At 57.9% G+C, this 24,460-nt stretch carries 25 protein-coding genes and 1 pseudogene; 16 read left to right on the forward strand and 10 right to left on the reverse strand.

From position 1 onward, the window contains the following. Positions 1-187: 187 nt before the first annotated feature. Positions 188-439 carry a hypothetical protein gene (locus QTL94_RS23590; protein WP_065691631.1) on the forward strand — a complete coding sequence of 84 codons (252 nt, stop codon included), beginning with the start codon at positions 188-190 and terminating at the stop codon, positions 437-439. Between the two features lie 65 nt (positions 440-504). Here the strand turns inward: QTL94_RS23590 and QTL94_RS23595 are convergent, their stop codons facing one another. Further along, entirely contained in the window at positions 505-1,395 is an 891-nt protein-coding gene (locus QTL94_RS23595) for a LysR family transcriptional regulator (RefSeq protein ID WP_065691630.1), read from the reverse strand. A 112-nt stretch (positions 1,396-1,507) separates the two neighbouring features. Here QTL94_RS23595 and QTL94_RS23600 point away from each other — a divergent pair, with 112 nt between their 5' ends. The 3 genes from QTL94_RS23600 to QTL94_RS23610 all read left to right on the forward strand — a co-directional run bounded on the left by QTL94_RS23600 (position 1,508) and on the right by QTL94_RS23610 (position 4,577). Next, positions 1,508-1,777 carry a helix-turn-helix domain-containing protein gene (locus QTL94_RS23600; protein WP_083199357.1) on the forward strand — a complete coding sequence of 90 codons (270 nt, stop codon included), beginning with the start codon at positions 1,508-1,510 and terminating at the stop codon, positions 1,775-1,777. Positions 1,778-2,418: 641 nt separating this feature from the next. Continuing rightward, positions 2,419-2,841 (forward strand): TadE/TadG family type IV pilus assembly protein, encoded by a 423-nt coding sequence (locus QTL94_RS23605; protein WP_065691629.1) that lies wholly within the window; start codon positions 2,419-2,421, stop codon positions 2,839-2,841. An 8-nt stretch (positions 2,842-2,849) separates the two neighbouring features. Then, positions 2,850-4,577, forward strand: coding sequence for a pilus assembly protein TadG-related protein (locus tag QTL94_RS23610; RefSeq protein WP_289803248.1), 1,728 nt, complete (start codon positions 2,850-2,852; stop codon positions 4,575-4,577). A gap of 1,329 nt (positions 4,578-5,906) precedes the next feature. Here the strand turns inward: QTL94_RS23610 and QTL94_RS23620 are convergent. Together QTL94_RS23620 and QTL94_RS23625 are read right to left on the reverse strand one after the other, a co-directional pair. Beyond that, positions 5,907-7,124, reverse strand: coding sequence for a GGDEF domain-containing protein (locus QTL94_RS23620; RefSeq protein WP_244499437.1), 1,218 nt, complete (start codon positions 7,122-7,124; stop codon positions 5,907-5,909). A gap of 125 nt (positions 7,125-7,249) precedes the next feature. After that, positions 7,250-7,486, reverse strand: a complete 237-nt coding sequence (locus tag QTL94_RS23625; protein ID WP_141683921.1) for a HAMP domain-containing histidine kinase — start codon at positions 7,484-7,486, stop codon at positions 7,250-7,252. Between QTL94_RS23625 and QTL94_RS23630 the strand changes: the two are divergent. Next, positions 7,450-7,722: pseudogene (locus QTL94_RS23630) on the forward strand (efflux RND transporter permease subunit); the annotation flags it as partial. The gene QTL94_RS23625 and the pseudogene QTL94_RS23630 sit on opposite strands and share 37 nt — an antisense overlap. Next, positions 7,719-8,978, forward strand: a complete 1,260-nt coding sequence (locus tag QTL94_RS23635) for an arsenic transporter (protein ID WP_289803250.1) — start codon at positions 7,719-7,721, stop codon at positions 8,976-8,978. The pseudogene QTL94_RS23630 and the gene QTL94_RS23635, both read left to right, overlap by 4 nt. Before the next feature lie 273 nt (positions 8,979-9,251). Here the strand turns inward: QTL94_RS23635 and QTL94_RS23640 are convergent, their stop codons facing one another. Continuing rightward, a complete protein-coding gene (locus tag QTL94_RS23640) occupies positions 9,252-10,253 on the reverse strand; it encodes a sensor histidine kinase (protein ID WP_289803251.1) in 1,002 nt (333 codons plus the stop codon). A 159-nt stretch (positions 10,254-10,412) separates the two neighbouring features. On the opposite strand from QTL94_RS23640, the gene QTL94_RS23645 reads away from it, so the two are divergent. Both QTL94_RS23645 and QTL94_RS23650 read left to right on the forward strand, forming a co-directional pair. Next, positions 10,413-13,532, forward strand: a complete 3,120-nt coding sequence (locus tag QTL94_RS23645) for a hybrid sensor histidine kinase/response regulator (protein ID WP_289803267.1) — start codon at positions 10,413-10,415, stop codon at positions 13,530-13,532. A 242-nt stretch (positions 13,533-13,774) separates the two neighbouring features. After that, a complete protein-coding gene (locus QTL94_RS23650) occupies positions 13,775-13,972 on the forward strand; it encodes a hypothetical protein (protein ID WP_065690496.1) in 198 nt (65 codons plus the stop codon). Positions 13,973-14,557: 585 nt separating this feature from the next. Here QTL94_RS23650 and QTL94_RS23655 read toward each other — a convergent pair. The 3 genes from QTL94_RS23655 to QTL94_RS23665 form a co-directional block, all read right to left on the reverse strand. Then, on the reverse strand, positions 14,558-14,845 hold the full coding sequence (locus tag QTL94_RS23655) for a hypothetical protein (RefSeq protein WP_065690495.1): 288 nt from the start codon (positions 14,843-14,845) through the stop codon (positions 14,558-14,560). Between the two features lie 56 nt (positions 14,846-14,901). After that, the gene (locus tag QTL94_RS23660) at positions 14,902-15,987 is read right to left on the reverse strand and encodes a fatty acid desaturase (RefSeq protein WP_289803252.1); all 1,086 of its coding nucleotides are present in this window, start codon (positions 15,985-15,987) and stop codon (positions 14,902-14,904) included. A gap of 751 nt (positions 15,988-16,738) precedes the next feature. After that, complete coding sequence (locus QTL94_RS23665; RefSeq protein ID WP_141683919.1) at positions 16,739-17,032, reverse strand: hypothetical protein; 294 nt, start codon at positions 17,030-17,032, stop codon at positions 16,739-16,741. A 349-nt stretch (positions 17,033-17,381) separates the two neighbouring features. On the opposite strand from QTL94_RS23665, the gene QTL94_RS23670 reads away from it, so the two are divergent. From QTL94_RS23670 to QTL94_RS23685, 4 genes are all read left to right on the forward strand, one after another. Further along, positions 17,382-17,591 carry a cold-shock protein gene (locus QTL94_RS23670; RefSeq protein ID WP_065690456.1) on the forward strand — a complete coding sequence of 70 codons (210 nt, stop codon included), beginning with the start codon at positions 17,382-17,384 and terminating at the stop codon, positions 17,589-17,591. A 101-nt stretch (positions 17,592-17,692) separates the two neighbouring features. Continuing rightward, complete coding sequence (locus QTL94_RS23675) at positions 17,693-17,863, forward strand: hypothetical protein (RefSeq protein ID WP_198928677.1); 171 nt, start codon at positions 17,693-17,695, stop codon at positions 17,861-17,863. A 30-nt stretch (positions 17,864-17,893) separates the two neighbouring features. Continuing rightward, the gene (locus QTL94_RS23680) at positions 17,894-18,103 is read left to right on the forward strand and encodes a hypothetical protein (RefSeq protein ID WP_065690455.1); all 210 of its coding nucleotides are present in this window, start codon (positions 17,894-17,896) and stop codon (positions 18,101-18,103) included. 8 nt (positions 18,104-18,111) lie between these two features. Beyond that, on the forward strand, positions 18,112-18,321 hold the full coding sequence (locus tag QTL94_RS23685) for a hypothetical protein (RefSeq protein WP_065690454.1): 210 nt from the start codon (positions 18,112-18,114) through the stop codon (positions 18,319-18,321). Between the two features lie 197 nt (positions 18,322-18,518). On the opposite strand, the gene QTL94_RS23690 is transcribed toward QTL94_RS23685, so the two are convergent. From QTL94_RS23690 to QTL94_RS23700, 3 genes are all read right to left on the reverse strand, one after another. Next, positions 18,519-18,941, reverse strand: a complete 423-nt coding sequence (locus QTL94_RS23690; RefSeq protein ID WP_065690494.1) for a DUF2177 family protein — start codon at positions 18,939-18,941, stop codon at positions 18,519-18,521. 26 nt (positions 18,942-18,967) lie between these two features. After that, on the reverse strand, positions 18,968-19,339 hold the full coding sequence (locus QTL94_RS23695) for a DUF2147 domain-containing protein (protein WP_065690493.1): 372 nt from the start codon (positions 19,337-19,339) through the stop codon (positions 18,968-18,970). 399 nt (positions 19,340-19,738) lie between these two features. Beyond that, positions 19,739-21,109: an NAD(P)/FAD-dependent oxidoreductase gene (locus tag QTL94_RS23700; protein ID WP_289803253.1), complete on the reverse strand. Its 1,371-nt coding sequence runs from the start codon at positions 21,107-21,109 to the stop codon at positions 19,739-19,741. Between the two features lie 230 nt (positions 21,110-21,339). Between QTL94_RS23700 and QTL94_RS23705 the strand changes: the two genes are divergently transcribed. The 4 genes from QTL94_RS23705 to QTL94_RS23720 all read left to right on the forward strand — a co-directional run bounded on the left by QTL94_RS23705 (position 21,340) and on the right by QTL94_RS23720 (position 24,257). Continuing rightward, positions 21,340-22,098 (forward strand): DUF1295 domain-containing protein, encoded by a 759-nt coding sequence (locus QTL94_RS23705; RefSeq protein WP_065690492.1) that lies wholly within the window; start codon positions 21,340-21,342, stop codon positions 22,096-22,098. Then, the gene (locus tag QTL94_RS23710) at positions 22,095-23,123 is read left to right on the forward strand and encodes an SAM-dependent methyltransferase (protein ID WP_289803254.1); all 1,029 of its coding nucleotides are present in this window, start codon (positions 22,095-22,097) and stop codon (positions 23,121-23,123) included. Before QTL94_RS23705 ends, QTL94_RS23710 begins: the two co-directional genes overlap by 4 nt. Beyond that, positions 23,120-23,641 (forward strand): hypothetical protein, encoded by a 522-nt coding sequence (locus QTL94_RS23715; RefSeq protein WP_065690451.1) that lies wholly within the window; start codon positions 23,120-23,122, stop codon positions 23,639-23,641. Before QTL94_RS23710 ends, QTL94_RS23715 begins: the two co-directional genes overlap by 4 nt. Positions 23,642-23,762: 121 nt before the next feature. After that, positions 23,763-24,257: a lipocalin family protein gene (locus tag QTL94_RS23720; protein ID WP_289803255.1), complete on the forward strand. Its 495-nt coding sequence runs from the start codon at positions 23,763-23,765 to the stop codon at positions 24,255-24,257. Positions 24,258-24,460: the final 203 nt, after the last annotated feature.

A 24,460-nucleotide genomic window follows, 5' to 3' on the forward strand; every position in this document is an offset into this window, starting at 1 on the left:
TCGACCGTTCGTCGCACAACGACCGCCACGCGACCGGAACACAATCGGAAGGAGTCAGAGCCTGCCGGTCACAGCAATCCGATAGAATTTACCGCGAGAGGCCATCGACGGTGGACGTGGTACCAGGCAAAAGATCAAAAAATCAGATATTGCCTCACTTATTTAACGTGCCATGCGAGCTTGAGATATGCCAGCCCCTATTGAACCCATCGCCGATCTCGGCCTGATCAACTCGGCTCTCAAGATCCTCTGCCGCGAAGCTGGCATCGAACGGGATCGGCGCGAGGTCTTGCAGGTGGCGACCTTGCTGATGTCGCTCTGGAAGCAAGGCGTTCGCGACCAGGAAACCATGGTTGAGCTCGCCAGAAGGGCCCTTGCCGAAGTGGCGCCACCGGCCAGTCCTGGGATGCGCGAAGATGCCAGCCCCGACCCCTGCTGAAATCAGCCGGCCGCTCTCCGATCCGGTCACGAGTCCTCGTCTCATAACTGCGATTGCGACGCCAGTCAGCGCGCCGCGCGTACCATGGACTTTGCAATCTCGACGATGTCGTCGCGTGATGCGGTCGGATCTTCCCTGTTCCAGGCAATGCCAAGCCCGATCCTGAATTCGATCCCCCTCACCTTCTTCAACACGAAGATGCGGTTGGGAATGTCCTTCGTCCATTCCGGCGCAAAGCCGATACCGAGACCGGCGGAGACGAGTGACACGAGCGAATAGGTGTCATCGCAGCTATAGGCGATGTTTTTCGTCAGATCGTATTCCTCAAACTTCTCATTGAAATAGCGCTCCGTGAAGGAAAGGTTCTGACGATTGAAGGCAATGATCTTCTGGTCGCGCAGATCCTCGATCGAGATCTCGTCGCGAAGAGCCAGTGGACTGCTCTCTGCCACGGCCAGTAGGTACTTCTCATGGGCAACCGAGAAAAAGCGCAGCGAGCCGATGTTTTCGACGGGGCGGATGAAGCCAAGATTGATCTGCCCTGTCTCCAGACCACGGATGATGTCGCTGGTATTGCCCGAGGCGATATGGATGCGGACATCTGGAAACTTGTGGGCGATCTTGCCCAGGAACACCGGCAGCATGCCCATGGTGGCGGGATAGACCGTTCCGATCTTGATCTGGCGAATCCGACTGCCGCCTGCGGCCCGTGTCAGTTCTGCGGTCAGGTCTATCTCGCTCAAAATCCGGACCGCCCGATCATAGAAGGTGGCCCCTGCCCTCGTCAGCTCGACCCGGCGGGTCGAGCGGATGAACAGCGGGCAGCCCAGTTCCTTTTCCAGCGCCATGACATGATTGCTCAAAGCCGGCTGGGCAATGCACATCTTCGCCGCCGCACGACCGAAGTGCAGTTCCTCGGCAACGGCTTTGAATAGTGATAGCTGGCGAAGTTCCACGTACCCTCCACCTGAAAATGACCGGACTACAGTCTGCGATTCACGGCAAGATTGCTTTCATAGTTTTATATTACGTGGTTTCATAGAATGTCAAATGTTGTGTTCGTCCCCTATGGATGCACGGCAAAGAGTTTCTTTGAACCTCAGACGCTTGCGGGTTGCCAAGGGCATCTCGCAAGACGATCTCGCGCTGGCCGCCGAGATCGAGCGATCGTATGCTGGTCATCTTGAGCGTGGCGGGAAGAACCCCACCGTTTTGACACTCCAAAAGATTTCAGCGGCGTTATCCTGTGACATTTCGGAGCTTTTCGCTCCAATTCCTGACGATACTGAGCCGGTTGAACCCCTGCGAAGCGGGCGCCGACCACCCTTGCGACGATGACCACCCCGAGTTTCGGGCGGCTTTGTATTTCCAGATACCGACCGCGTCATGTTTGACCATCCGTTCAAATGGGACAAGCCGCCGAGGCATCAGGAAAAGCCGATAACGACCTTCGGCCAGAACTCAAATCAAGAGGCTCTGTAGAATGCCATGCGCCGAGGTTGATGGCATTGTAAATGAAAGAGACCGTGCTGAACGCCCACACCCAGCGATGGCAAGGCCACGTGCAGCTGAATCCAAACAGAACGTTTGACGAAGCCCAGACGACCCCCGGTGGCGTTAGCGGTCCAGTGTTCAGGAAGACATTGGTCTCGATGCTGGAGCGGGCCCGACCGATTTCATTCGATGCCTGCGGTCGTGAGTTAGGGTCCCATTTTTTTGGAAAATGCCCTGTGAAAGCAGAGATCCGAGCCAACAAGTTTTCTTGTCCTCTTGGACAGTGGCGAACGCGTAAGTGCTGCCAAGCTACGCGACAACAATCGGCGCGGTTGAGCGGCAAGGCGGCCCACGTCGGCAGATTAGATCGCAATGACTTATTGTGATGCACGTATCCCGTTTATTATGTAATGCAAACTTAATATGTTCGCATGTACGCTTTGGTTGTTCTCACCCAGCTCAAGCTAGCTCAAGGGGTAGTGCAGATGAAGCGCATGAGGCATCTTCTTTTCAACACCCGTGGCGCGGCCGCAATCGAGTTTGCAATTGTCGCACCACTCTTTCTCCTCGTTGTCCTGACGCTGATCGCCTACGGGATCTATCTGAGCGCGGCGCATGCCTTGCAGCAGTTGACGGCCGACGCGGCACGCACTGCTGTCGCGGGCCTCTCCGAACAGGAACGGACCCAGCTGGTCAACAACTACATCACTATTTCCACACTGAACGACCCGCTGATCGATCGAGCAAAGCTGCATGTGTCGGTCGCGACGGACGCGCAAAACAGCAATCAGTTCACGGTCACCACGGAATATGATGCCAGCGCATTACCCATCTGGAATCTCTATAGTTTTCCACTCCCAGATACCAAGATCCGTCGTTTCGCGACTATCCGTATGGGTGGCATATGAGCCGAAAAATGAGCATGACCCTGTCGCGCCTTGCAAGTTCAAAGGATGGCAATATCGCCGTCGCCGCCGCAGTTTGCGCACCGCTGATCCTCTATTGTCTGGCGCTTGGGGTGGACTACGGCATGATGACGCTGCAGCAGCGTCGGCTACAACAACTGAGTGACATCGGCGCGATCGTCGCTGCGTCCGATATCAACAACGCCGCAGCCAACCTTGTTGCGAACTTCCAGAAGAACGGCCTGAATGTTGCCGTGAAGACCGGCGCCGGTTACACGACGCCAAGCGGTAGCCAGCTCCTGAGCAACCAGCAGCTCAGCCAGTTCGATGCTGTGGTTCAGTACACGCCGGGCGTTTATGCCGCCGATCCATCCATTCCGTCCGGTCAAAGGTTCATCGCCGGAAGTCAACCCTATGATGCCGTGAAAGTTGCAGTGCAGCAGAAGGCCGAGCTGACCTTTGCCGCAACTTTTGCGACGCCTCCGACTTTGAGCGCGGTCGGCACCGCATCGGCTGCCAAGATTGCCGCGTTTTCCGTTGGCTCACGTCTGGCGAGCATCAACGGCGGCGTCCTCAATGCCCTCCTGGGTAGCCTGCTTGGAACCACGGTATCACTGAAGGCGGCCGACTACGACGCATTGCTATCGACGGACGTTGACCTGCTCTCCTTTCTTGACCTGCTTGCCACCAACCTGAACCTCACGGCGGCGAACTACGACGAGCTGCTTGCGACGCAAATCTCCTACCCTCGCCTGCTGAATACGCTCGGCAAGACGCCCGGCCTCTCAACGACGGTTACCAAGGCTCTGTCGTCGATTGAGAAGGGGCTTGGGCAGACGCAGCTCAAGATCAAGCTGGAGGACTTCCTGAGCCTGGGTCCCATGGGCGAGCGGCTGGTCGGCACCGGGTCTCACCTCCAGGTCGACGCGAGTGTCATGGACATACTCTCTGCGACAGCGCTCGCGGCCAACCAGAAAAACCAGGTTGCCGTCAATCTCGCCGGCGCTGTGCCGGGGCTGACCAATGTGACCCTTAAGCTTTCGATCGGTGAACGTCCGAAGGGTGTTGCATCAAATGCCGTCGGCGCGACCGGCGCCGCGGTAAGGACAGCTCAGATCCGGCTTGCGATTGAAGCAAGCGTTCCCGGGCTTGGCGCTGTTGCCGGCATGAAGGTGCGGGTCCCGGTTTATATCGAGGCAGCCTACGCCGAGGCGAAACTCTCAAGTTTCAGCTGTCTTGGTGGAAATCCGAGAAACGCCAGCATCGGCGTCGATGTTGTGCCCGGTGTCGCTGAAATAGCGCTCGGAGATGTCGACCCCACGGCAATGGCGAATTTCGGCAGCAAGCCGCGTGTGACGCCAGCGATGCTGATAGACGCCACACTCCTGAAGGTCAGCGGGATGGCCGATGTGAACTTGACCAACACCGCAAAGACGCGCCTGACCTTCCAAAGCAACGACATTACCGCCAAGACCGTGAAGAACGTATCCACTCGTGACAGCCTGACGTCGGCTGTACAATCGCTACTGAAGAACACCGATCTTGAAATACAGCTGCTTTTCATCACGCTCGGGACCAACAAGGTGGTCCTGGCGGCAATCGCCGACACGCTGTCCGGTGTCACCGCCCCTCTCGACGAGTTGCTTTACAACACGCTGTTGATGCTGGGCATCAAGATCGGCGAAGCCGACGTCCGCTTCACCGACGCCCGCTGCCAGCAATCGGTTCTCGTCCAATAAAAAAGCCCGGCGCTGGCCGGGCTTCTCGAACTCAGGATCGATGGATCGATCAGCCGTTGACGGCCATCCGCTTCTCGTCGCGGCCGCTCTTCATGCGCTCGGACAGCAGGAACGCCAGTTCGGGGGCCTGATCGACGTTGAGGCGCGGATCGCAATGTGTGTGGTACACGCCTCCCGATCATCGCTCACCCGTCACGAACCAGGATGAAGTCAGATCGACGCGCGACTTAGCACCAATCATCCAGCCTACGATAGCGACATCGCCAGCGGTGCCGTCAAGCGGCTTCTCCTGATCGCTCCACCGCGCACGATGGGGTTCTTGCGATCACAAAAGACTTCACAAAAATGCCGGTCCCCGAGATCGAGCCGCGATAGTGGTCCTTCAACCAATAGGATTAATCGCCCGGATGGTTGCGATGAAATCTATGGCAATGCCGATTACTGGCGAGCCGTCTACACGCCGGTCCCCGTTACAGCGTTCTCGGAAATGGCAGGTCTTGGCACTGGTTGGGAATGGCTAAAGGCCCCCCCGCAAGCGCAAATAGTCCTGCCGACTTGCCGACCCCTTGCTGCAGCCTGTTGTGAAGATCCGAAACGGTTCGTTCACGTGGAGGAAAACGACGGATGCATAGGCGTCGCGCGCAAATGAAACAGCATTTCCTCCTGCCACACGGCGAGCCTTGAACCATTGGTTGGGATGAGGATCTTCGAAGACATTGCTACGTTGCCTCTTGGTGCAAACGTACAAACAACCGTGGCTCGCGCGTTGACCCTCGTCAAACTCCGCCAGTAACGGTGGCAAACGCAGGGACGAGGTGTTTGGGAAAGTCGACCTCGGCACCTCCCTCGTTCCTGCACCCAAGACCAGCGCAAGCTTTATCGCGTCGATCTTGAACGTCGCCGCTCACTCTGTCGCAAGCTGAGGGGCACTGTTCGTCGGCCGGTGAATGTTGAGCGAATTCAGCCGGAGATGTCCCGGGTAACGTTTGCGCCTCCTGGAAGCCCACTGTGCAACCGACCATCATCGCTGACGAGGGCTCCGCCTATTCATTTGGCAATACCTACACTGCAAGCAAGCTTGCAGTTGACGGTCGAAAGAGGCTGCAGCATCAAGCCAACGGGCCTGCTGGTAAACCGCATGCGGTACTGGCCCACGAGACAATACCAATCCTCTTGTTTGTTCGCGGGGGTTGCATGGGAATATGCCGTCACCATCTCGGATCCGAAGGCTCGGAGGGCGGCACCCACCAAGCATCCCGCTCCGCCACACAATCTTATGGGTCGACAAGCGCACGGTAATTTGCGGGCTACCACCAACAGCAAGGAGGTTCAGGCGGCCCGGGGCCTGTCGCCATGGGGGAGGATGATCCGCGAAATCCGATGTGGTTCGTCATCTGGCCAATCGGCCACGTCTTCTGCAGGGGTAGAGCCCGCTTGATGCAGCTCAACTCTGTCGCGTCCGCCACGCTTGGCAATATAGAGAGCCTTGTCAGCCCGCTCGCGCAATTCCAGCGCATCGAACTCACCGTTCCATCGAGCCGCGCCCACACTGACAGTCACCTTTATCGTGCCTTCACGGGTCGCCACTGCCAGGCCGGCAACTGCCATTCGAACCTGCTCAGCCGTCGCTATCAATCCCTCTTCGGTCTGGTCACGCAGGAAAAGCGCGAACTCCTCTCCTCCCAGGCGGCCGACCCAGCCAGGGGACTGACTGGCGAGGGCTACTCTCTCAGCGACTGCGACGATCACCCGATCGCCCACCTCGTGGCCATATCGATCGTTCACGCTCTTGAAATGATCGATGTCGATCATGAGGAAGGCATCTGCCTGAGACAGCGCCCGAGGAAGAGACGCAAGAAAATGTTGGCGGTTCGCAATACCTGTCAGCCCGTCGGTATTGGCGCGTGTTTCCAGGCGACCCTGCGCCCGTTCCTGCACCAGAACGACGACAAATAACGCGATCGAGAAGTGGCAGATGATGAGCATGAAGAAGGCGTAGCGAGGCTCGATTGGACCGTGTCCCGGAAAAACCATTCCCTGCGCGACGAGTGCGGAAAAAGCCGTTGCAGCCCCGATCGATAAAAGCAGACCGAGCCGAGCAGGGATGCGGTCGACAAGGAACCCTCGCGCAATCGATGTGCCGGAGATGATCAAGAAAGCCGCCGCGTTGGCATTGAACAGGGCTGCGCGAAGGTGGTTATCCATGTACCACTGCCTGGCGCCCACAAGGGCGACGAGGGCCACGGCAGCAATTATCAAATACCAATCCGCCAGCTTCCTGCGCTGGCCGCTCAGTTGGATCATTCCCATCGCCATCGCGCCGTATCCGATGGCCCCAATGGAAAAGCTGCCAAGCGTCCAGACCTCGTATCTCAGCCCGCCCTGCTCTCCGATCCCAGCAAGCGTAGACGCGATGGCAAGAAGCCCGTAGCCAACTGCCAGGAGATCCAGTCCTGGCTCCCGCGAACGCCATTTCACGTAGAAGAAGCACGCCGCACCGACAATGAACGAAGACTTATGAAGAAGCAGGACTGTAGCAAGATCCATCGTCAAACCGAAAACCAACCATGACGGGGGACCCATAACCGCCAAGCGCTACTTTTGAATGAACTTTCATGATGGTGTGTAACGCAACAGCAAATTCTGGGCTCCTACCGATCGCGGTCCGTTTCTCAATACGGGGTGATCGGGATCTCAGGTGGCACCATTCCCTGCGGAAGATCGATAGCAGTGACAAGGCCGGATTTCGGGTCTGGCCGAAGACAGACCGATCCGCCGTAGTGCGCAGAGAGTTCCTTGGCGATGCTGAGGCCCAAGCCGTACTCTGGATCGGTCTCATCGAGCCGAACGCCCGGCTCCAGAGCCTCCCGGCCGCTTTCGTCCCATCCTGAGGACGACGATGGCGGCACTGCTCGGCGGCGTTCCCCTTGCGCTCGGCCATGGTACCGGCTCGGAACTGCGACAGCCTCTCGGCTACGCAATCGCCGGCGGACTGCTGGTCAGCCAGCTGCTGACGCTCTATACGACGCCCGTGATCTATCTTCTCCTGGACACGCTTCGCATCTCGAAACCAGCCCCTCGGGGTAGCCGGACCCCGGTTGACGCAAACGCAGCCCCGAAAACGATCTTCCAAGGAAACGCATGACCGCCACCCTCTATACCTGCGCGATCGCAAGTCTCTCGGCCGCCGGGGTCGTGACGCGACCGTTTCGCCTGCCGGAAGCGATATGGGCGGTTGGAGGGGCTGTCCTTCTATTGGCTGCCGGTCTGCTGACCGAAGAGCAGGTATGGGCCGGCGTCGCCAAGGGGCGAGACGTCTATCTGTTTCTGATCGGCATGATGCTCCTGTCGGAGCTGGCGCGCCGGGAGGGGCTGTTCGACTGGATGGCGGCAATTGCGACCACGCGGGCAAAAGGGTCCCCTCGCCGCTTGTTCCTGCTCGTCTACGGTATCGGGACGGTGGTAACGGTCCTCCTGTCCAATGACGCCACGGCGGTCGTACTCACCCCGGCCGTCTATGCGGCCTGCCGTGCTGCCAAGGTAAAGGACCCATTGCCCTACCTGCTCGTCTGCGCGTTCATCGCCAACGCTGCGAGCTTTGTGTTGCCGATCTCCAACCCTGCCAACCTGGTGATCTTCGCGGGTGGTGAGATGCCATCTCTTTCGCGATGGATGCAGACGTTTCTGGTCCCCTCCATCGCGGCGATAGTAGCGACGCTTGCCGCGCTTTATTTCACCCAACGCAAGGCGTTGCGTCACGATGAAATCGCCCTCGATGTCGACAAGCCGCACCTCACACTTCCCGCGAAGCTGTCGGGTTGGGGCCTTCTGGTGACCGCGAGTGCTCTTGTGGGATGTTCGGCAATGCATGTCGACTTGGGCATCCCGACATTCGCTGCCGGCGTTGCGACCACGGCGGCAGTCCTTTTGATCACCCGCCAGAATCCGGTCGGAATCATCTCGGGCGTGAGCTGGTCGGTTCTTCCGCTTGTCGCGGGGCTTTTCGTGATCGTCGAGGCGATCAATCAGACCGGAATAACCTCGACCTTCGCGACCTGGCTATCGCATCTGGCCGCGCAATCACAGGGAATGGCAATCGGCGTAGCGGGCTTGGCGGTCGCACTCGGATCAAATCTGGTCAACAATTTGCCAATGGGGCTTTTCGCGGGAAGTGCGGTGCAATCCGCGCATGTTTCCGACGCCGTCGCCGGTGCGGTCCTGATCGGGGTGGATCTTGGCCCCAATCTTTCGGTGACAGGGTCACTGGCGACCATCCTGTGGCTGACGGCGCTACGTCGCGAAGGCATCGACATGGGTGCTCTTGCGTTTCTGCGACTGGGAGCCGTCGTCATGCTACCCGCCCTCCTTCTGTCGTTGCTGAGCGTTGCTTTCCTATCCTAACAGTGGCGGGCGGAAGGCTGGAGCAAGCCGAAAGGGCGCGGCCTTAACGGATGCTCGCGTAAGCGGTACTGTCACTCAAACGGTGCCTGCGCTCCCACATCGTTCCAATATTTGCCCGGGTGCAGTGACGAGGCGAACAGGTTCACCCACTTAGATTCGATCAGGCAAAGCTGTTGAAGCACCAGGCTCACTCCCCATCGCGCGGAACCATGGGCGGCCGTTTATGATTTCCAGGTTGAGAAGCCCTAGCGACAAGCCGTTTGGCCAAGCCTGTCAGGCCGAGAGGCGGCTTTCCTTCAGCCTCAACGTTACCACCACCCCACCTTCCACCCAGTCATGGCTGATCGAGCCACCAAACTGCCCAGAGATCGTCCGATGTAGTAATTTGCTCCCGTAGCCTTCGGTTGTTTCAGGCCGCTCGTTGCGAATGCCACCCTGCTCGTTCCAGATGATCTCGACGCAGTCTTCCACCAGAGAGCCGGAGACGTCGAGCAAGCCTGCATCATCCGATAGCGCGCCGTATTTGAGCGAATTGGTCGCCAGCTCATGAATGGCGAGCGCGAGGTTTGTCGCGGCTTTCTCGCCCAGTCCCATACGGGGCACTGCGACCCTTATGCGCCCCGCGAACGCACCGACATCATTGTAGGGGGCGAGAAGCACGGTAATCAGGTCACCAAGCAAGGCCGCGCTTCCCTGCCCTTGCGGAAGAGGGCGTACCAGTTCATGGGCGCGCCCGAGAGCAGCCAGCCGCTCAGTCAACTGCTGCACCATCTCCTCCTTGGTCGCAGCAGTACGTGACGTGATGTTCGTCAGACCGGAAGCCAGCGCAAGAAGGTTCTTCACGCGATGACTCATCTCTCCCGCAAGAAGCTCGTTGCCTTCCTCGGCCTGCTTGCGTCCCGTAACGTCAAGGAAAATGCCCGTCATCTTCTTCGTTGCGGCGTCGCCCTCGTTACCCTCCCCGCGCGCGGAGATCCATCGAACATCCGATGTATTGGTGAGGATGCGAAAGTCGATTTCGAATGGGCCATCGATTGCACGAGTGGCGACAAACGCCGCTCTGACCCGGTCCCTGTCCGCAGGATGGACCTTGGCAGACAGATGCTCGAAGGTAAGTTCCGTCTCGACGGCAATGTCCCAGAGCTCGTAGGCTTTGGCGTCCATCACGAATGTATCGTCGTCAACGATCCAGGTCCAAAGAGCGACCCCTGCGGACTTGATAGCCCGTCTCAGTTCGTCTGCACTCCATTCAGGCTGCGACTGCGCGTGGTTCATCGTCAAATTTCTCCACCGGTATCAAAACTGCGCTGATGCAGAACTAGTGGGCTGGACAAACGTTATCAATGGCCTAACTGCGTCCTGCGATGTTCGGATGGAAATGCGATGACCCTTCAGTTTTCACAGTACGAGGATATTTTCGTCGGCGACGGCGAGATGGCGCAACTGATGCGTCAGCATGATTGGGCGAGCACGTCCCTGGGCACGCCCGACGACTGGCCCGAGCCGTTGAAGGTGGCCTTGCGGCTGCTGCTCACGTCGAAGTTCGAAATGTGGCTGGGATGGGGTCCGGACATCGCCTTTTTCTATAATGACGCTTATCGGCCAACACTGGGAAACAAACATCCCAACGCTCTTGGTGTACCGACCAGGATCCTGTGGGCGGAAATCTGGGATGACGTAAAAGATCGGCTGGCGACGGTCTACGAGACGGGCCAGGCCACCTGGGACAGGGCCCTTCTTCTTTTGCTCGAGCGTAACGGTTATCCGGAGGAAACTTATCACACCTTCTCCTATAGCCCCCTGATCGGTCGCGGAGGCAAGGTCGAAGGAGTTTTCTGCGCCGTTACAGAGGAAACGGAGCGGGTTATAAGCGAGCGTCGTATTTTGACGATGCGAGCGCTGGCGTCGGGATTGGCCGCGGCTGAAACGGCAAGCGAGGTGATCCACGCGTCACACGCAGCTCTGGCCCAAAACCTCCAAGACCTGCCCTTCAGCGCGTTGTACATGTTTGACGACGACGGCGATGCGCGACGTCAATGGATTACCGGCGCGTCAACCGACCATCCGCTGTTGCCTGCCGCGATTTGCCGGGGACAAGGGACCTGGAACCTCGGAAACGCCTGGGAGCGACAGTCCGTCGATCTTGTCGATCTGTCGGGCTTGCCCGACGTACCCGCTGGACCATGGCCGAAGGCGCCGACACTTGCGGCGATAGTCCCTTTGATCGGACAAGGTGGTGACAAACCGAAAGGCGTCCTGATCAATGCACTCAATCCACACCGCGTAGCCAGCGATGACTATCTGGATTTCCTGAAGTTGATCGGGGGGCAAATCGCCTCGCGGCTTGCAAGCGCCCAGGCCTTCGAAATGGAGCGGCGACGGGCTGCCGCCCTGGCTGACGCGGCAGAATTGCGAGACAAGGCAGCTGTTGCGCTTGAAAAGCTCAATGGGCAGCTCGCTTCGGAGGTCGAACTCCGGACAGCCGAACGGGATCGTATGCGGGCCCTCTTTCAGCAGGCGCCCAGTTTCATGTGTATCTTGAGTGGACCCGAACATGTTTTCGAACTCGTCAACGACGCTTATCTTCAATTGGTTGGCGATCGACGGCTCGTCGGCCTCACCGTTCGCGACGCGCTGCCCGACGTTGCCGAGCAGGGGTTCTTCGAATTGCTGGATGGGGTTTTTCAATCCGGAAAGCCCTACATCGGCCGATACCTGCCGGTCACGCTACGACGCGAAGGGGAAAAGGAGCCAGATCAGCGTTTCATCAATCTGATCTATCAGCCCATTTTCGATCAGCTGGGTAAAGTGACGGGAATATTTGTGGACGGTTTTGATGTTACTCACCAGAAGCGCGCCGAAGATCAGCTGCAAGGGCTCAATCATACGCTCGAACAAAGGGTGGAGCAGCGGACCCACGAACTGCGATCCGCGCTGCTTGAGCTGGAAAAGGAAACCGCCGAACGAGAGAGCGCCCAGCTTGCCTTGAGGCAAGCGCAAAAAATGGAAGCGCTCGGCAAGTTGACCGGTGGCGTCGCCCATGATTTCAACAATCTTCTGCAGGTGGTAAGCGGCAATCTGCAACTCATGCTTAAGGATATCGAAGGCAACGCGCGCGCGGAGCAACGCCTTCACAACGCCTTGGCCGGTGTTGCGCGGGGGGCGAAACTGGCCTCACAGCTCCTGGCTTTCGGACGCCGGCAGCCGCTCGAGCCGAAGGTCGTCAATGTGCGCAAGCTGATCCAGAACATGGACGACATGTTGCGGCGTGCACTGGGTGAGGAAATCGAGCTTGAAACCGTTGTCTCTGGCGGGCTTTGGAACACGTTGATCGATCCCGGCCAGTTGGAGAATGCCATTCTGAACCTGGCTATCAATGCGAGGGATGCAATGGAAGGCCGTGGGCGCCTCACGATCGAGGCCGCTAATTCGGTTCTCGATGATGATTATGCCCGCACGCATGATGACGTGCGCCCAGGTCAGTACGTTCTTGTCGCCGTCACTGATACGGGATCTGGCATACCGCCGGACATTATCGAGCATGTGCTCGAGCCGTTCTTCAGCACCAAGACGGAGGGAAAAGGAAGCGGGCTCGGCCTCTCGATGGTGTATGGCTTTCTGAAACAGTCTGGTGGCCACCTCAAGATATACAGCGAAGTCGGTCATGGTACCACGATGAAGCTCTACATGCCGCGCACCATGCGAGTAGAGGATAGTCTGGCCGATGCAAACGCCATTCCGGTGAAGGGCGGCACGGAAACGGTACTCGTCGTGGAAGATGACGAGGGCGTGCGGGAGACGTCGGTCGCGCTCTTGACTGATCTCGGCTATCGGGTTCTCAAGGCCCATGATGCTCAGTCGGCATTCGCCATTGTCAATGCTGGTGTGCACATCGATTTGCTTTTCACGGATGTCGTAATGCCAGGACCCATGCGCAGCACCGAACTTGCAAGGAGAGCCAAGGCACTTTTTCCCAGCATGGCCATCTTGTACACGTCGGGATACACCGAGAACTCGATCGTTCACGGTGGTCGACTGGACGCAGGCGTCGAGCTGCTCTCGAAGCCGTATACGCGTGAAGCACTTGCTCGTAAGGTTCGTCACGTCCTGAGCAATGCTCGGCAACAACAAATCGCGGTGGAGCGGCAGGAGCACCAGAAGCCGGTGGCCATTGTGACGCACCAGGCTCCCCAGGCTGCCGCGACAAGCGTTCTTGTCGTGGAGGATGAGCCGCTCATATTGATGTCGACCGCCGATATGCTTATCGAACTCGGCCATACGGTTCACGAAGCTGCCTCAGCCGAAGGCGCACTCACCGTTATGGAAACCGAACGAGTGGACATCCTTCTGACGGATGTTGGGTTGCCCGGAATGTCCGGTATTGATCTCGCCCAACAGGTCCGGGAGCTCTGGCCGACTGTCAGGATCGTGTTTGCCAGCGGTGACGAGCGCGCGAAAATGGCCTCAGGCATCACCGACGCACTACAGCTGTCAAAGCCGTTCACGCTAGATGGGCTGCGCGCCGCGCTCGCCGAAGCGAGTACCAGCGCCTGATGTGGCTGACGGGGCAATTCAAGACCAGAAGCGGCGCGAAGACGACGAGCTCCCTCGCGCCAATTGAGAGGTGATGACAATTGTGGCTGGCGAAGCGGCCGTCTTCACCCGATATTGCCTGAGATGAACCATCGCTATTGCCAAAATTGAGAGTACACCCATTGCGATCGGCCCCAGTGCTAATGGCGGAGGTCGCTTGGGAGTTACTCGTTGCTCTTGCCGTTCAAAGAGGAGCACCCAAGATGTTCCATACCCCTATTTCCTTATTGGAAGACATTGAACTCGTGATTGGTGCGGTCACCCAGTGGTGCGCGGAAAACGGCTCCGATATCGATAGCGCCGAAGGACGTCGCGCCGTCAAAGCGGCCGTCGATATAGTGCAGACTTACAAAGATAAGGCTGCTGTCCTTCGCGAGTTGGAGATCAAACTGGCGTTCTAGGGCTAAGCTAAAGCAACCGCGGGATTGGCTGCGTAGTCATCAGTCGTGCCGTCGCATTCTAGCGACTTGATCAAGCGGGACCGGGCACCGTTTCGTAAAAATCCCTATCGGAAGCTGCACGACGGAATTCCAACCTGGGCTGCCTGAGAGCACGCAGCCGCCTTAGCCCAAATCGTGGGCCCTCTTTGGATGACGAGCACGCTTGTACGTCCCATTGGGAATTGACGGAATACATACATCTCCCCGGGGGTCGAGAAAGAGATCTACGCCTGATCTGCGATGCCTAATTCATCGCTACCGGAACAAAGACCCCGCGCGTCATTGACGGAACGCAACACCGTATTTCCGTCTTCGTGGTTAAGGAGCTCGCCCTCCGCTGGCCTTCCCGGGCTGAGCAGCCAGGTCGAGCCGGCCTTCATCAACATGGCGAGACTTCGGGCATGTTCGCCGCCTCCGCAACCCTCTTTCTCAACTCCTGCGGCGCTAGCGAAATGCAGATATCCAAGACGAACAGGCGCGGTTATAACAGCGTAAGTATTTCCGCTCGCGCGACGAGGCTTGTGATCGCCGCGGGCCTCTATCGTCTCACTTGTGCTTCAGCAACCACAACTTGCCAGCCATGGTAATCTCATGTGGGGAAAGGTCCAATCCCACCTCCGGCTCGACAGCCTTCAAAAAGCCGCCTTCCCTCAGCTCACCAAGGGTATCCGTTGTAGCGAACTTGACCTTGATCGGCCGCTCCTTGAAACGATCGGTCCTCGCGTAGGTAATCGTTGCGTTGAGAAGCGTCCATCTCTTCCCACCCTGGGGATGCAGATCTCCCTCCTTGGTAAGTTTTAGCCCTCTGATCTGGGCAGGTGTCAATGTAGTCATCAATGCCGCGGTGTTCGGCTCTTTCTGTTGGTCGGAGTCATCGTGGATCCTGACTGTCAATCAATTGTCTCGGGTGGGGAGGCGTAAACCCATGCCTGGTGGACTGGAGTCATCCTAGCCTCCTTGAAGGAGACTAGCTTTCCCATCTCCTCATCCCACAGGGCGAGCCGGACGCACCTCAGGCTTTGCCAAAGCGTGATGCGTCCGATGCACGCGAGGTCTGGATGATCGCGAAGAACCTCAGGAAGCCGGTAGTAAGGGATTCGGCTTGAAAGATGATGGACATGGTGCACGCCGATGTTACCCGTCAGCCATCGCAGCACCACGGGAAGATCATAGTGCGATGCCCCATGGAGTGCAGCGCGCGGAAATTCCCACTCTCCGGTCTTCGACCAGTGAGTGTCTTCGAACTGGTGCTGAACGTAGAACAACCAGACGCCGGCCGCTGCGGCCAACAAGACGACGGGTATATGCACAAGCAGGAATGGAGCGAGCCCGACCAACCAGATCATCAACGCAGCAGCTGACGCTATCCCCAGATTGGTGCCCATAGTGGACATCCAGGGCAAGGCCTCGGCTCCCATCATACCGAATGGAAGACGCTGCTTGAACAAGAACAGCCAGGCAGGCCCAATACCAAACATGACGAGCGGATGCCGGTAAAGCCGATAGCTGAGCCGACCACCCCAAGAGCGCGAGTTGAATTCCGCGACCGTTATCGTGGTGATGTCGCCGGTCCCGCGTTCGTCAAGATTGCCGGCTGACGCATGATGGGCAGCATGTAAGCGCCGCCAATAGTCGTAGGGTGTCAGCGTAAGCACGCCAAGAACGCGTCCAATCCATGTGTCGAGACGTCTTTGCGCGAAGAAAGATCCATGGCCGCAATCATGCTGTATCATAAAAAGTCGAAGCAGAAACGCCGACGCTGGCAGAACCAGGAAATAACCGGACCAGAGCCCATTTATCACGCAGGCATAGGCAGCAACCCAAAGGGCGACGAACGGCACAGCCGTTACGGCAAGCTCGAAGATGCTTCGCCCAAACCTTGGCTGCCGGTATTTTGCGAGTATCCTGAGCCACTCGCCCGGTTTGTCTTTGTCCGATGCCGGCTGTTGTGGGGCTTGGTCTTTGATCGAAAGCATGGGGTCCTTTTTCGGGTGTGGCCTCGCGAAGGCTGGCCTGTTTTGTTTCGACGAGCGGTTGTGCCGCTCCTTGGGTAGCAAAGGGACGGCGCCGCCCGGCATCGGTACCGGTTATCGCGACCTCAGACCTTAGCGGCCACACTTGCTCGTGGAGATCCCTTCAAGCGGCCCGAATGTGGCCGCAGGACATTTTTGCCCGACTTGTCGCCTCGCTGCAGAGCTTCTTGCCGCCAAGTTGAGGTCATGACCGCCCGTTCGACCGCCGACCCGTCAACCGGGTGAGCGCGGCATCGCCGGGCCGGATGAAGCGAGTGCATTTCGGAGCATTGAACAGTGCCCATGATCATTACTTTCCCATCCAACCGTCTCTCACCGGGCCACGGCGCAATGCACGCGGCTTTCGAATTTTGAAGGGAGAGTTGATCAAGAGGCGCCAAGCGCAGCCAGACAAATATCGTCGACAAGCATCGATGACTGATTTCCATACATAAGGCACCAACCCGCGTCTACTTTTGTTATCGACGCGCGGATTTTCAATCAGACAGAGCAGTCGCGAATGATGCATCATTCACAAAAAAGTCCAGTCATCAGAAATAAAATCCAAGTCACGATGCCTTGGCCTGAGGAAGGCCGAGAGCAGCTTGCCGCTCACAACCGCCATAGTGGCTCTTTCGTCGCCCGAAACTTGCGGCTGCTGCGAACTTGATACTTGGCCATATCGCCTTCCGGGGTCAGGCTGAGATGTCTGCAGCTAGGCTGGTGTTGGTGACGCAGGCCAGCCTTGGCTGACACCCAGAAGCGAAACCAGCAAACTCGAAGACCCCGCAATTGTCATAGATGTGGTCGCTCGCGGCGCCGACCCATCGGACGGGCCGCACGATGTGATGCGCTTGCCGATAATCCCGATACCAAGCTTGCGCAAAAGCCCGGGCAAGTCTCTCTTGCTGTCGCGAACCGAACGAGTGGAAATATTCTCACGATAGCCGAAGCTGCTGACACGGCTCAGGTTGCGGGATGTTATCTCGGAATTGGTTTCGGAAGACATCACGTCCTCCTTTCATTGGGGCCAGGGTAAACCCCTGAGCAGCAGCGCCCTTAAAATGGCTACCGAAGCATCCAGCATGCGCTCTTGTTGCGGCAAAGGCAATGCCACTCATCTCGCGCATGCACACCAGGAATGCCTAGGTTTTCACAGAGGCTTTGAAAATTAACGTCCTTCAACGGCTTGATTAAGTCAGCATCCTGATTAAGTATGTGTCATCGGATTTTGCTTTTTGAGCTTTGCTTTGCGCAGCAGCGCAGCTGGCGAACCTTTTCTTTCAGACATCGATCATTGACTGCCGACGACGTGCGTCGGGCAGCGACCAGTCGTGCGATTGAAAGGGATAGTCGTCATGAACACCGGTATCATCAAATTTTTCAACAGTGCCAAGGGCTTCGGGTTCATTCAGCCTAGCGACGGCTCGAAGGACGTCTTCGTCCACATCTCCGCCGTTGAGCGCTCTGGAATGAGCTTCATCTCGGAAGGCCAGAAGGTAAGCTTTGACATCGTCGAAGACCGCCGCTCCGGGAAGAGCGCCGCCGAGAACCTCCAGGTGGCATGATCGTTTTCAGCTCACTGGTCACGGCCGAGCTGGCATAAGCCTGATGTTTCCATGTCGGGACTGGTTCCCGACCTTCTTTCATTTCCCAAGGAAAAATATCCATGAAAAAGACAAGCGCCGAGCAACAGATTCAGCGGGCGGTACGTCAGGTGAAGAACACCAGCGGCGGCGGCCATCTCGGGGGCACCAACTTCGGGCAGGCTTATGATGCAAAGACGTCTTCTGCCAAAGGCAAGAATGATAGCAGTCGCCGGAACTCTCGAAAAAGCTGACCGGGGTATCTGAACCAAAAGGAGTGCGACATGGAACTTTCCGAGTTCGCCAATAGCAGCAGCGGCGACCGGTGGTTCCTAGACCGCGGCGTGGGAGGGTGGGATTTTGTATTACACCGTGCTAACGACGCCGCCGGCGCAGGCGAGACACGCTATGGGATCGAGCGATTTCTATCGCTTGATCCCCAGGGTCCAGAGCACGCCGCACTGCGGATGCTGATCGCGGACAAGCAACCGTGAGATAAATCATGATCGCAACCAAACAAAACTTCTTCAAACCCGAGAAACTCTCCTCGGACGCAAAGGCCGCGCAAACGAAGGCCAGCGTTCGCAGCATCCTCGAGGCTGAAACGGCGGCGCGTGACAAGAAAACACAGAGCTTGAGGACACCCAGGTTGGCTCGGACGGGCGCGGAACTCTCGCACGTATCCGGCAAAATCGAGCCTCATCGAGATTAAGACTGAAAGCCCGCGGTTTCCTAGGCGGTTGCTTTCGGATTGCCCGCTTAAGTAGCTAACCGCTGCTCCAGATTGGGCACCTTGCGAAGCCGACCAAGATGCGTCGCGAAGACATCTTTCAACAGACGCGAACCTCTCGGTTGGGCGTTCGATGCCTGGCAATTCGCGAAGCGACACTGATTGGACGATTGGTCGCGTCATTCATTCCGGTCCAAGTATTCGACAAGCCGTTGGGTGGTCCAGAAACCTGCTGCAGCGGCGACCGCAGAAAGCAATGCCCCCCAACTCAGGTCCGCGATCGTGAGGAAGGTCGACCAGTTGTTGAGCGTCGACTGATTGGTCAGATCGTATGTGGCATAGGATGTAACGCCGACCACGGCGCCATGAAGCGCAGCGGTTCGTAGCGAACCAGACATGAGGCCTGCCCTTACGGCAAGGAAACTCAACCCGGCAGCATAGAGAAGATAAAAGGCAATAGCGGGAGCCACACGGAAGTCCGGGGCCAACAAGTCTCCGAGGATCGGACGGTAGAGCCGGTCCGCCATGGTACTCAGCCAGACAAAGTCGATCGCGACGAAAGCGACAAGTGTGGCAAGATAGGCGATTGAATATTGCTTCATCGTCATTCTCTTCAAGATCGGCCGCATCAGTTCATCCGCGTCCAGTCGATAGCCTTGCAAAGGATGCCAGCAACGATGCAGCCTCGCGTGGTCATCTTGTCGCCGGTAACTGTCACGGTGAGGTTATAAGTCAGCTCGCGCTGAGGATCGTAGGCCCTACCGGAATAGACCCCATCGGCACCCGACTTGATCGTCATGACGAGCTTGTCACCCTTCTTTTCCTTGGGCGTTCCGGGCTTGATCCAGGTGTTGACGGCACAAATGTCGGAACCACAGGGAGCGATGATGACCGTGGCGTTTCCATCTCCCCTCGCCCACTGACCATCGATCTCAGCAGCAAGCGCGATACCGGCGTGGCCCCAAGCGAAAACGGCGGCTGTCAGGATGCATGATTTCATGTGCTTTCTCCATTGTCCGTGCGGTTCGATGGTGTAAAGCCCGACATTGATCCTAACCCATTTGATGCCGAACTCGTGGTGGGCGGTGGTGCCGGAAGTGGTTGGAGCGCTCTTCGAAACCTGCGCAGCGATCGCCACCTGTCGCGCGTTCAACCGCGGCTCCTTTCGGAGTACGGGTACAAGAGTGCCACTCATTGCTTTCGATCCTGCGCACCCGCAATCGGCAGGACGACGGAACTCCGCCGTTTTCCGCTCGCTGCCACGTCGATTGACGCCTGAGGGAAAGATCAATCTGGTATCGCCGCGAAAACATCGATATGGGCTCCTCTGACAGCCGCGGAGGCGAGCGCAGGCAAACGGCTTTTACCCCAATCTCGTGCCGTGCCGGTGGGACGTCCCTCATGCCAGCTCCTCCATGACCGAAAGATCGACAGGCGCAATCATCGGCTTGCGGACAATACGGGAACTTTCATTCGCGACCTGCCAGGGCCGCCTCGTGCCGCCGAGATCCTCGGCAACCGCTAGCCCGGCCTGAATCCCGTCCTCGTGGAAGCCCGCGCCGAAATGCGCTCCGCAGAACCAGGTGTTGCGCACGCCCTGGAGCGACCAGATTTCCTGTTGCGCGCGTTCCGTGGTGAGATCGAAGATCGGATGTTCGTACACGTCACGGCGAATGACGGTCTCTTCACGGGGACCGCGACGCGGATTGAGTGTGACAAAGGTCGGGGGGGCGGCCCCGAGCGGCTGCAGTTTGTTCATCCAGTAGGTGATCGAAGGCTGGGTCGAGCCCTCCCTCGTCTCCGCGAGGTAGTTCCAGCAAGACCAGGCGGCACGGCGCTTCGGCATGAGTGCCGTATCGCCGTGCAGCACTGCCTCGTTGTGCGAATACCGGAAAGCACTAAGGATCCGTCGTTCATCCGCGCTCGCGTCGCAAAGCATGCTGAGCGCCTGATCGGCATGGGTTGCTATCACGACCTCGTCGAAAGCAGAGTGGCCGCCACGCATGTCGCGGATTTCCACACGACCGGGCAGACGATGGATGGATTTGACCGGCGTGGAGGTAAGGATTCTGTCGACAAAGCGAGCGGTCATGCGCGCAACATACTCGCGGCTTCCCCCCTTTACGGTGCGCCAGACCGGTCGATCCCAGAGTTCGAGCAACCCATGGTTGGCGCAGAACCTGACGAAGGCCGACGCCGGATAAGAACCGACTTGCATGGCCGGCGTGGACCAGATCGCTGCCGCCATCGGATACAGGTGATCGTTGCGGAAGGCCCTGCCGTAGGCGTTGCGGTCGAGGTAATCGTCAAGCGAAATCCCGCCCATGATCGCAAGATCACGCCGCGCGCCGCGATAAAAGCGAAGGAGATCACGCATCATCGACCAAAAGCGCGGATTAAGGAGATTGGACTTCTGGGCCAACAACCCCAGTCCGGTCCCCCCCGAATATTCAAAGGCTCCGTCGTTGAGCGATACGGCGAATGACATATTGGAAGCCACTGTCGACACGTCTAGCGCTTCAAACAGGGCCGTCAGGTTCGGATATGTAACCTCGTTATAGACAATGAAGCCCGTATCGACCGCAACAGGTCCATCGAGGCTCTCGAATTCGACGGTATTGCTATGTCCGCCCATGCGGTCCGCTGCTTCGTATACGGTCACGTCGTGTCGCTGCGACAGCAGCCATGCAGCCGAGAGCCCCGATATTCCGCTTCCGACGATTGCAATGTTCATGCGCTTCGCGCCCGCGGTCCGCTTGTAGAACGTCATCAATTCCCTTGACCCATCATCTGCATGACTTTGTTCGTCTTCTACCGAGGCGTTACGAGAAGTTGTCCCGGATGGTTTTGTGCGCGGCGAATTTTTTTGGATTTTTTTCAGTTCAGCCAGAACCGACGCGTCGACAGCGCCGTAGACGCCAGTCAGGTATGGTTTGAAAATCGAGGGACATCTTGGACTTGACTCTGATAGTGGTTATTGCCGTCTGGGTATCGATCGCAATGTCGATCGCCTGGGCGGTCCAGCGTGCCACTGGCATGAGCGGCTGGATCGATACGATCTGGTGTTTTGCAATTGGCGGCGGCGGCTGGATCGCGGCGCTCTATTCCGATGGCGATATCGCAAGGCGCATCGCTGCCTTTGCTATGATCTCAGCCTGGGCGCTTCGCCTTGGTGGCCATATCGGTTCACGCACGAGAGCTTTCGGCGAAGACCCCAGATACGCAAAGTTGATCGAGGATTGGGGCGACAGGGCCGCCTGGCGACTGTTTCTGTTCCTTCAGATTCAGGCGTTCACCGCCCTCGTACTGCTTCTGTCAGTCTATTTTGCCGCCACGAAGGCAACACACTTTCCCGACCTATTCGATAGCATCGCCATGTTGACGGCGACGATCGGTCTCGTCGGGGAGGCCGTCTCCGACGCGCAACTGGCGCGCTTCCGGAAAACCTCACAGGCGAAGACGGAGATCTGCGAGATTGGACTGTGGCGCTATTCCCGCCATCCAAACTATTTCTTCGAATGGCTGTTCTGGTGCTCCTGGCCGCTGCTTGCCCTTACTCCATTGCCCTGGAGTTGGCTTTCGATGCTTGCACCACTCCTGATGTACTGGCTGCTCGTGCATGTCTCCGGCATTCCACTGCTTGAGGAGCACATGCTGCGTTCGCGCGGCGAAAAGTTTCGCGCGCTTCAGGCGCGTGTAAACGCGTTCTTTCCAGGTCCCCGAAAATCCGATCCCGCCCATCAAGGAAAACAATCATGAACATGTTGGCCTTCGCGATCAACACGGTCGAGCGCGCGCCTCTTCTAGACGGCATGACGCTCGTCGGCATCGACTTTCTCTGCGGCCGAACGAAGCGCAGGCTGGCTGCGAGTTCGGCTGCCGAGGAAGACGAATTCGTCAAGACCATGGAGCACTTTCCTGTCGCGATCCATACGGATGCGGCAAACCGTCAGCACTATGAGGTACCTTCGGAATTCTTCGGACTGGCACTGGGACCGCAGCGCAAATACTCCTGCTGCCTCTATCCGGCTGCCGAATCCAGTCTTGCGGAGGCCGAAAATTACGCGCTGGCGCAAACTGTAATGCACGCAAGGATCCAGGATGGCATGAGCATTCTCGAACTGGGGTGTGGATGGGGATCGCTGTCCCTTTATCTGGCGCGCTGCTTCCCCAACTCGCCGATCGTCGCGGTTTCCAACTCCTCATCTCAACGGGCCTATATCCTCGATCTTGCGAAAAAGGAGGGCTTGACCAACCTCGCGGTCATCACCGCCGACATGAACAACTTCACGGCGGCAGGGCGCTATGACCGCGTGGTTTCCGTCGAAATGTTTGAACACATGTCCAACTGGCGCGCGCTTCTGGAGCGTGTGCGCGGCTGGTTGAAACCCGATGGCAGGCTCTTTCTGCACGTCTTCACCCACAAGAACCGCTCCTACCGTTTCGACCACGACGATCCCTCCGACTGGATCGCGCGTCATTTCTTCACTGGCGGAATAATGCCGGCGCACGACCTGCCGCATCGCTTCACGGACCTCTTTCACGTCGAGAACAAATGGCGGTGGTCCGGAGTGCATTATCGCCGCACCGCGCTCGACTGGCTTGCGAACTTCGACCGGGAGATGTCCTCCATCCAGCCGATCCTACGGGAGGTCTACGGCAAGGAGGCATCTTTATGGTTGCGCCGCTGGCGGTTGTTCTTCCTCTCGACCGCCGGCCTTTTTGGTCACGACAATGGCGATACATGGGGCGTCGGCCATTACCTGATGGTGCCAACACTATGACCGGGGCGCGCGGTGTGCTCGATCCCCTGACCCAGGCAACTGTCACTATTGCGTGGTTGATCGTTCTGAACAAACCCCTCTATCCGCTCTATGTCTGGTACCTGGTGGGCACTGGGGTAATGGCGTCGCTCGGCTCTGTCATCGCCGCACCGCTCTTCCTGGCGGTCCCCCTTATTGCGCGATACTCCAGTCTTGCTGCTCGCGTAGCACTTCCGCTCATCGGCACCGTCGACACCTTGTTCGAAACGAAACTCTTTGGGACGGCCTCCGGTACGGAACTGTTCCTTGCGGCCTGCATCTTGCTCGTTGCGCTCTCGTTTCGGACCAGCGAAATCTGGTATCAACGCGCCGCAGCCGCATTTGTCTTTCTGGCGTTCGTATTGTCGAGAAAGTGGATAGGCGTGCCGCTTCACGACTGGAGCAGCGACGAGCTATCGGTCCTGCTGAACCTGAACGCCGTTGCGGTCGCAAGCCTGACGACCTTTATAACCCTTCGCTATGGCGGGATCGTCCGTTGAACCGGAGCTTGCACGGGAGATTGGCGCTAGGCCAAACTTGTCCATCTGGGAGTTCATCATCATGGCATTAAGTATTCGCTCGGCACTTCGATCCGTTATCGCGCTTTCATCGGCTGTTTGCATGGCAACGCAGGTCGCCGCCGCGCCAAAGGTCGTAAAGGTCCAGCCTGACCATTATCGGGGTACCTGGCTCGAAATCGCACGGACGCCAATGCTCCTCACCGATGGCTGTGTCGCCGGCTATTCAACCTATCAAAAGGGTGAAACGCCAGATGAGGTCATCGTGGAAGATGGCTGCCATGTCGACACGCCAACGGGGCGTTTGAAAACGGTCCGCGGGAGAGGCAAGATCGTCGATTTCGGGACGACCGGCGCCAAGATGCGGGTCCGTTATCCATTGCTGATCACATTCAATTACTGGGTACTTTACAAGTCGCCGGATAAATCCTGGTTCATCAGCTCAAACCCATCAATGACCGATCTCTGGATCTATTCAAGAACAGTGCCGTCTCAAGCACGCCTTCGCCGGATGGTCCAGAAGGCGAGCCAGCTCGGCTACGACGTGCGCAAGCTTGAGTTTCCTCCCGCTCGACAAAATGATCACCGCCCGGACTAAAGCTGATTTGGGGCAGCGAGAGGGGATGGATTTAATGCCATTGAACTGGCGTGGGCTTTCGACAATCGCCGATGAACCCGTGGTTTCCAATTCCCCAGTTGGAGTGCTCCCCGTTTCACCGGACAGATCGGCTAGTTTGATTTAGCCCTGATGAACTGCCGAGGGGAAGCCATCTTGAGCGCGGAATGAGGATGGATTGCGTT

Origin of the sequence: Rhizobium sp. S96, from assembly GCF_030382195.1 — a bacterium.
Lineage (GTDB): Bacteria > Pseudomonadota > Alphaproteobacteria > Rhizobiales > Rhizobiaceae > Rhizobium.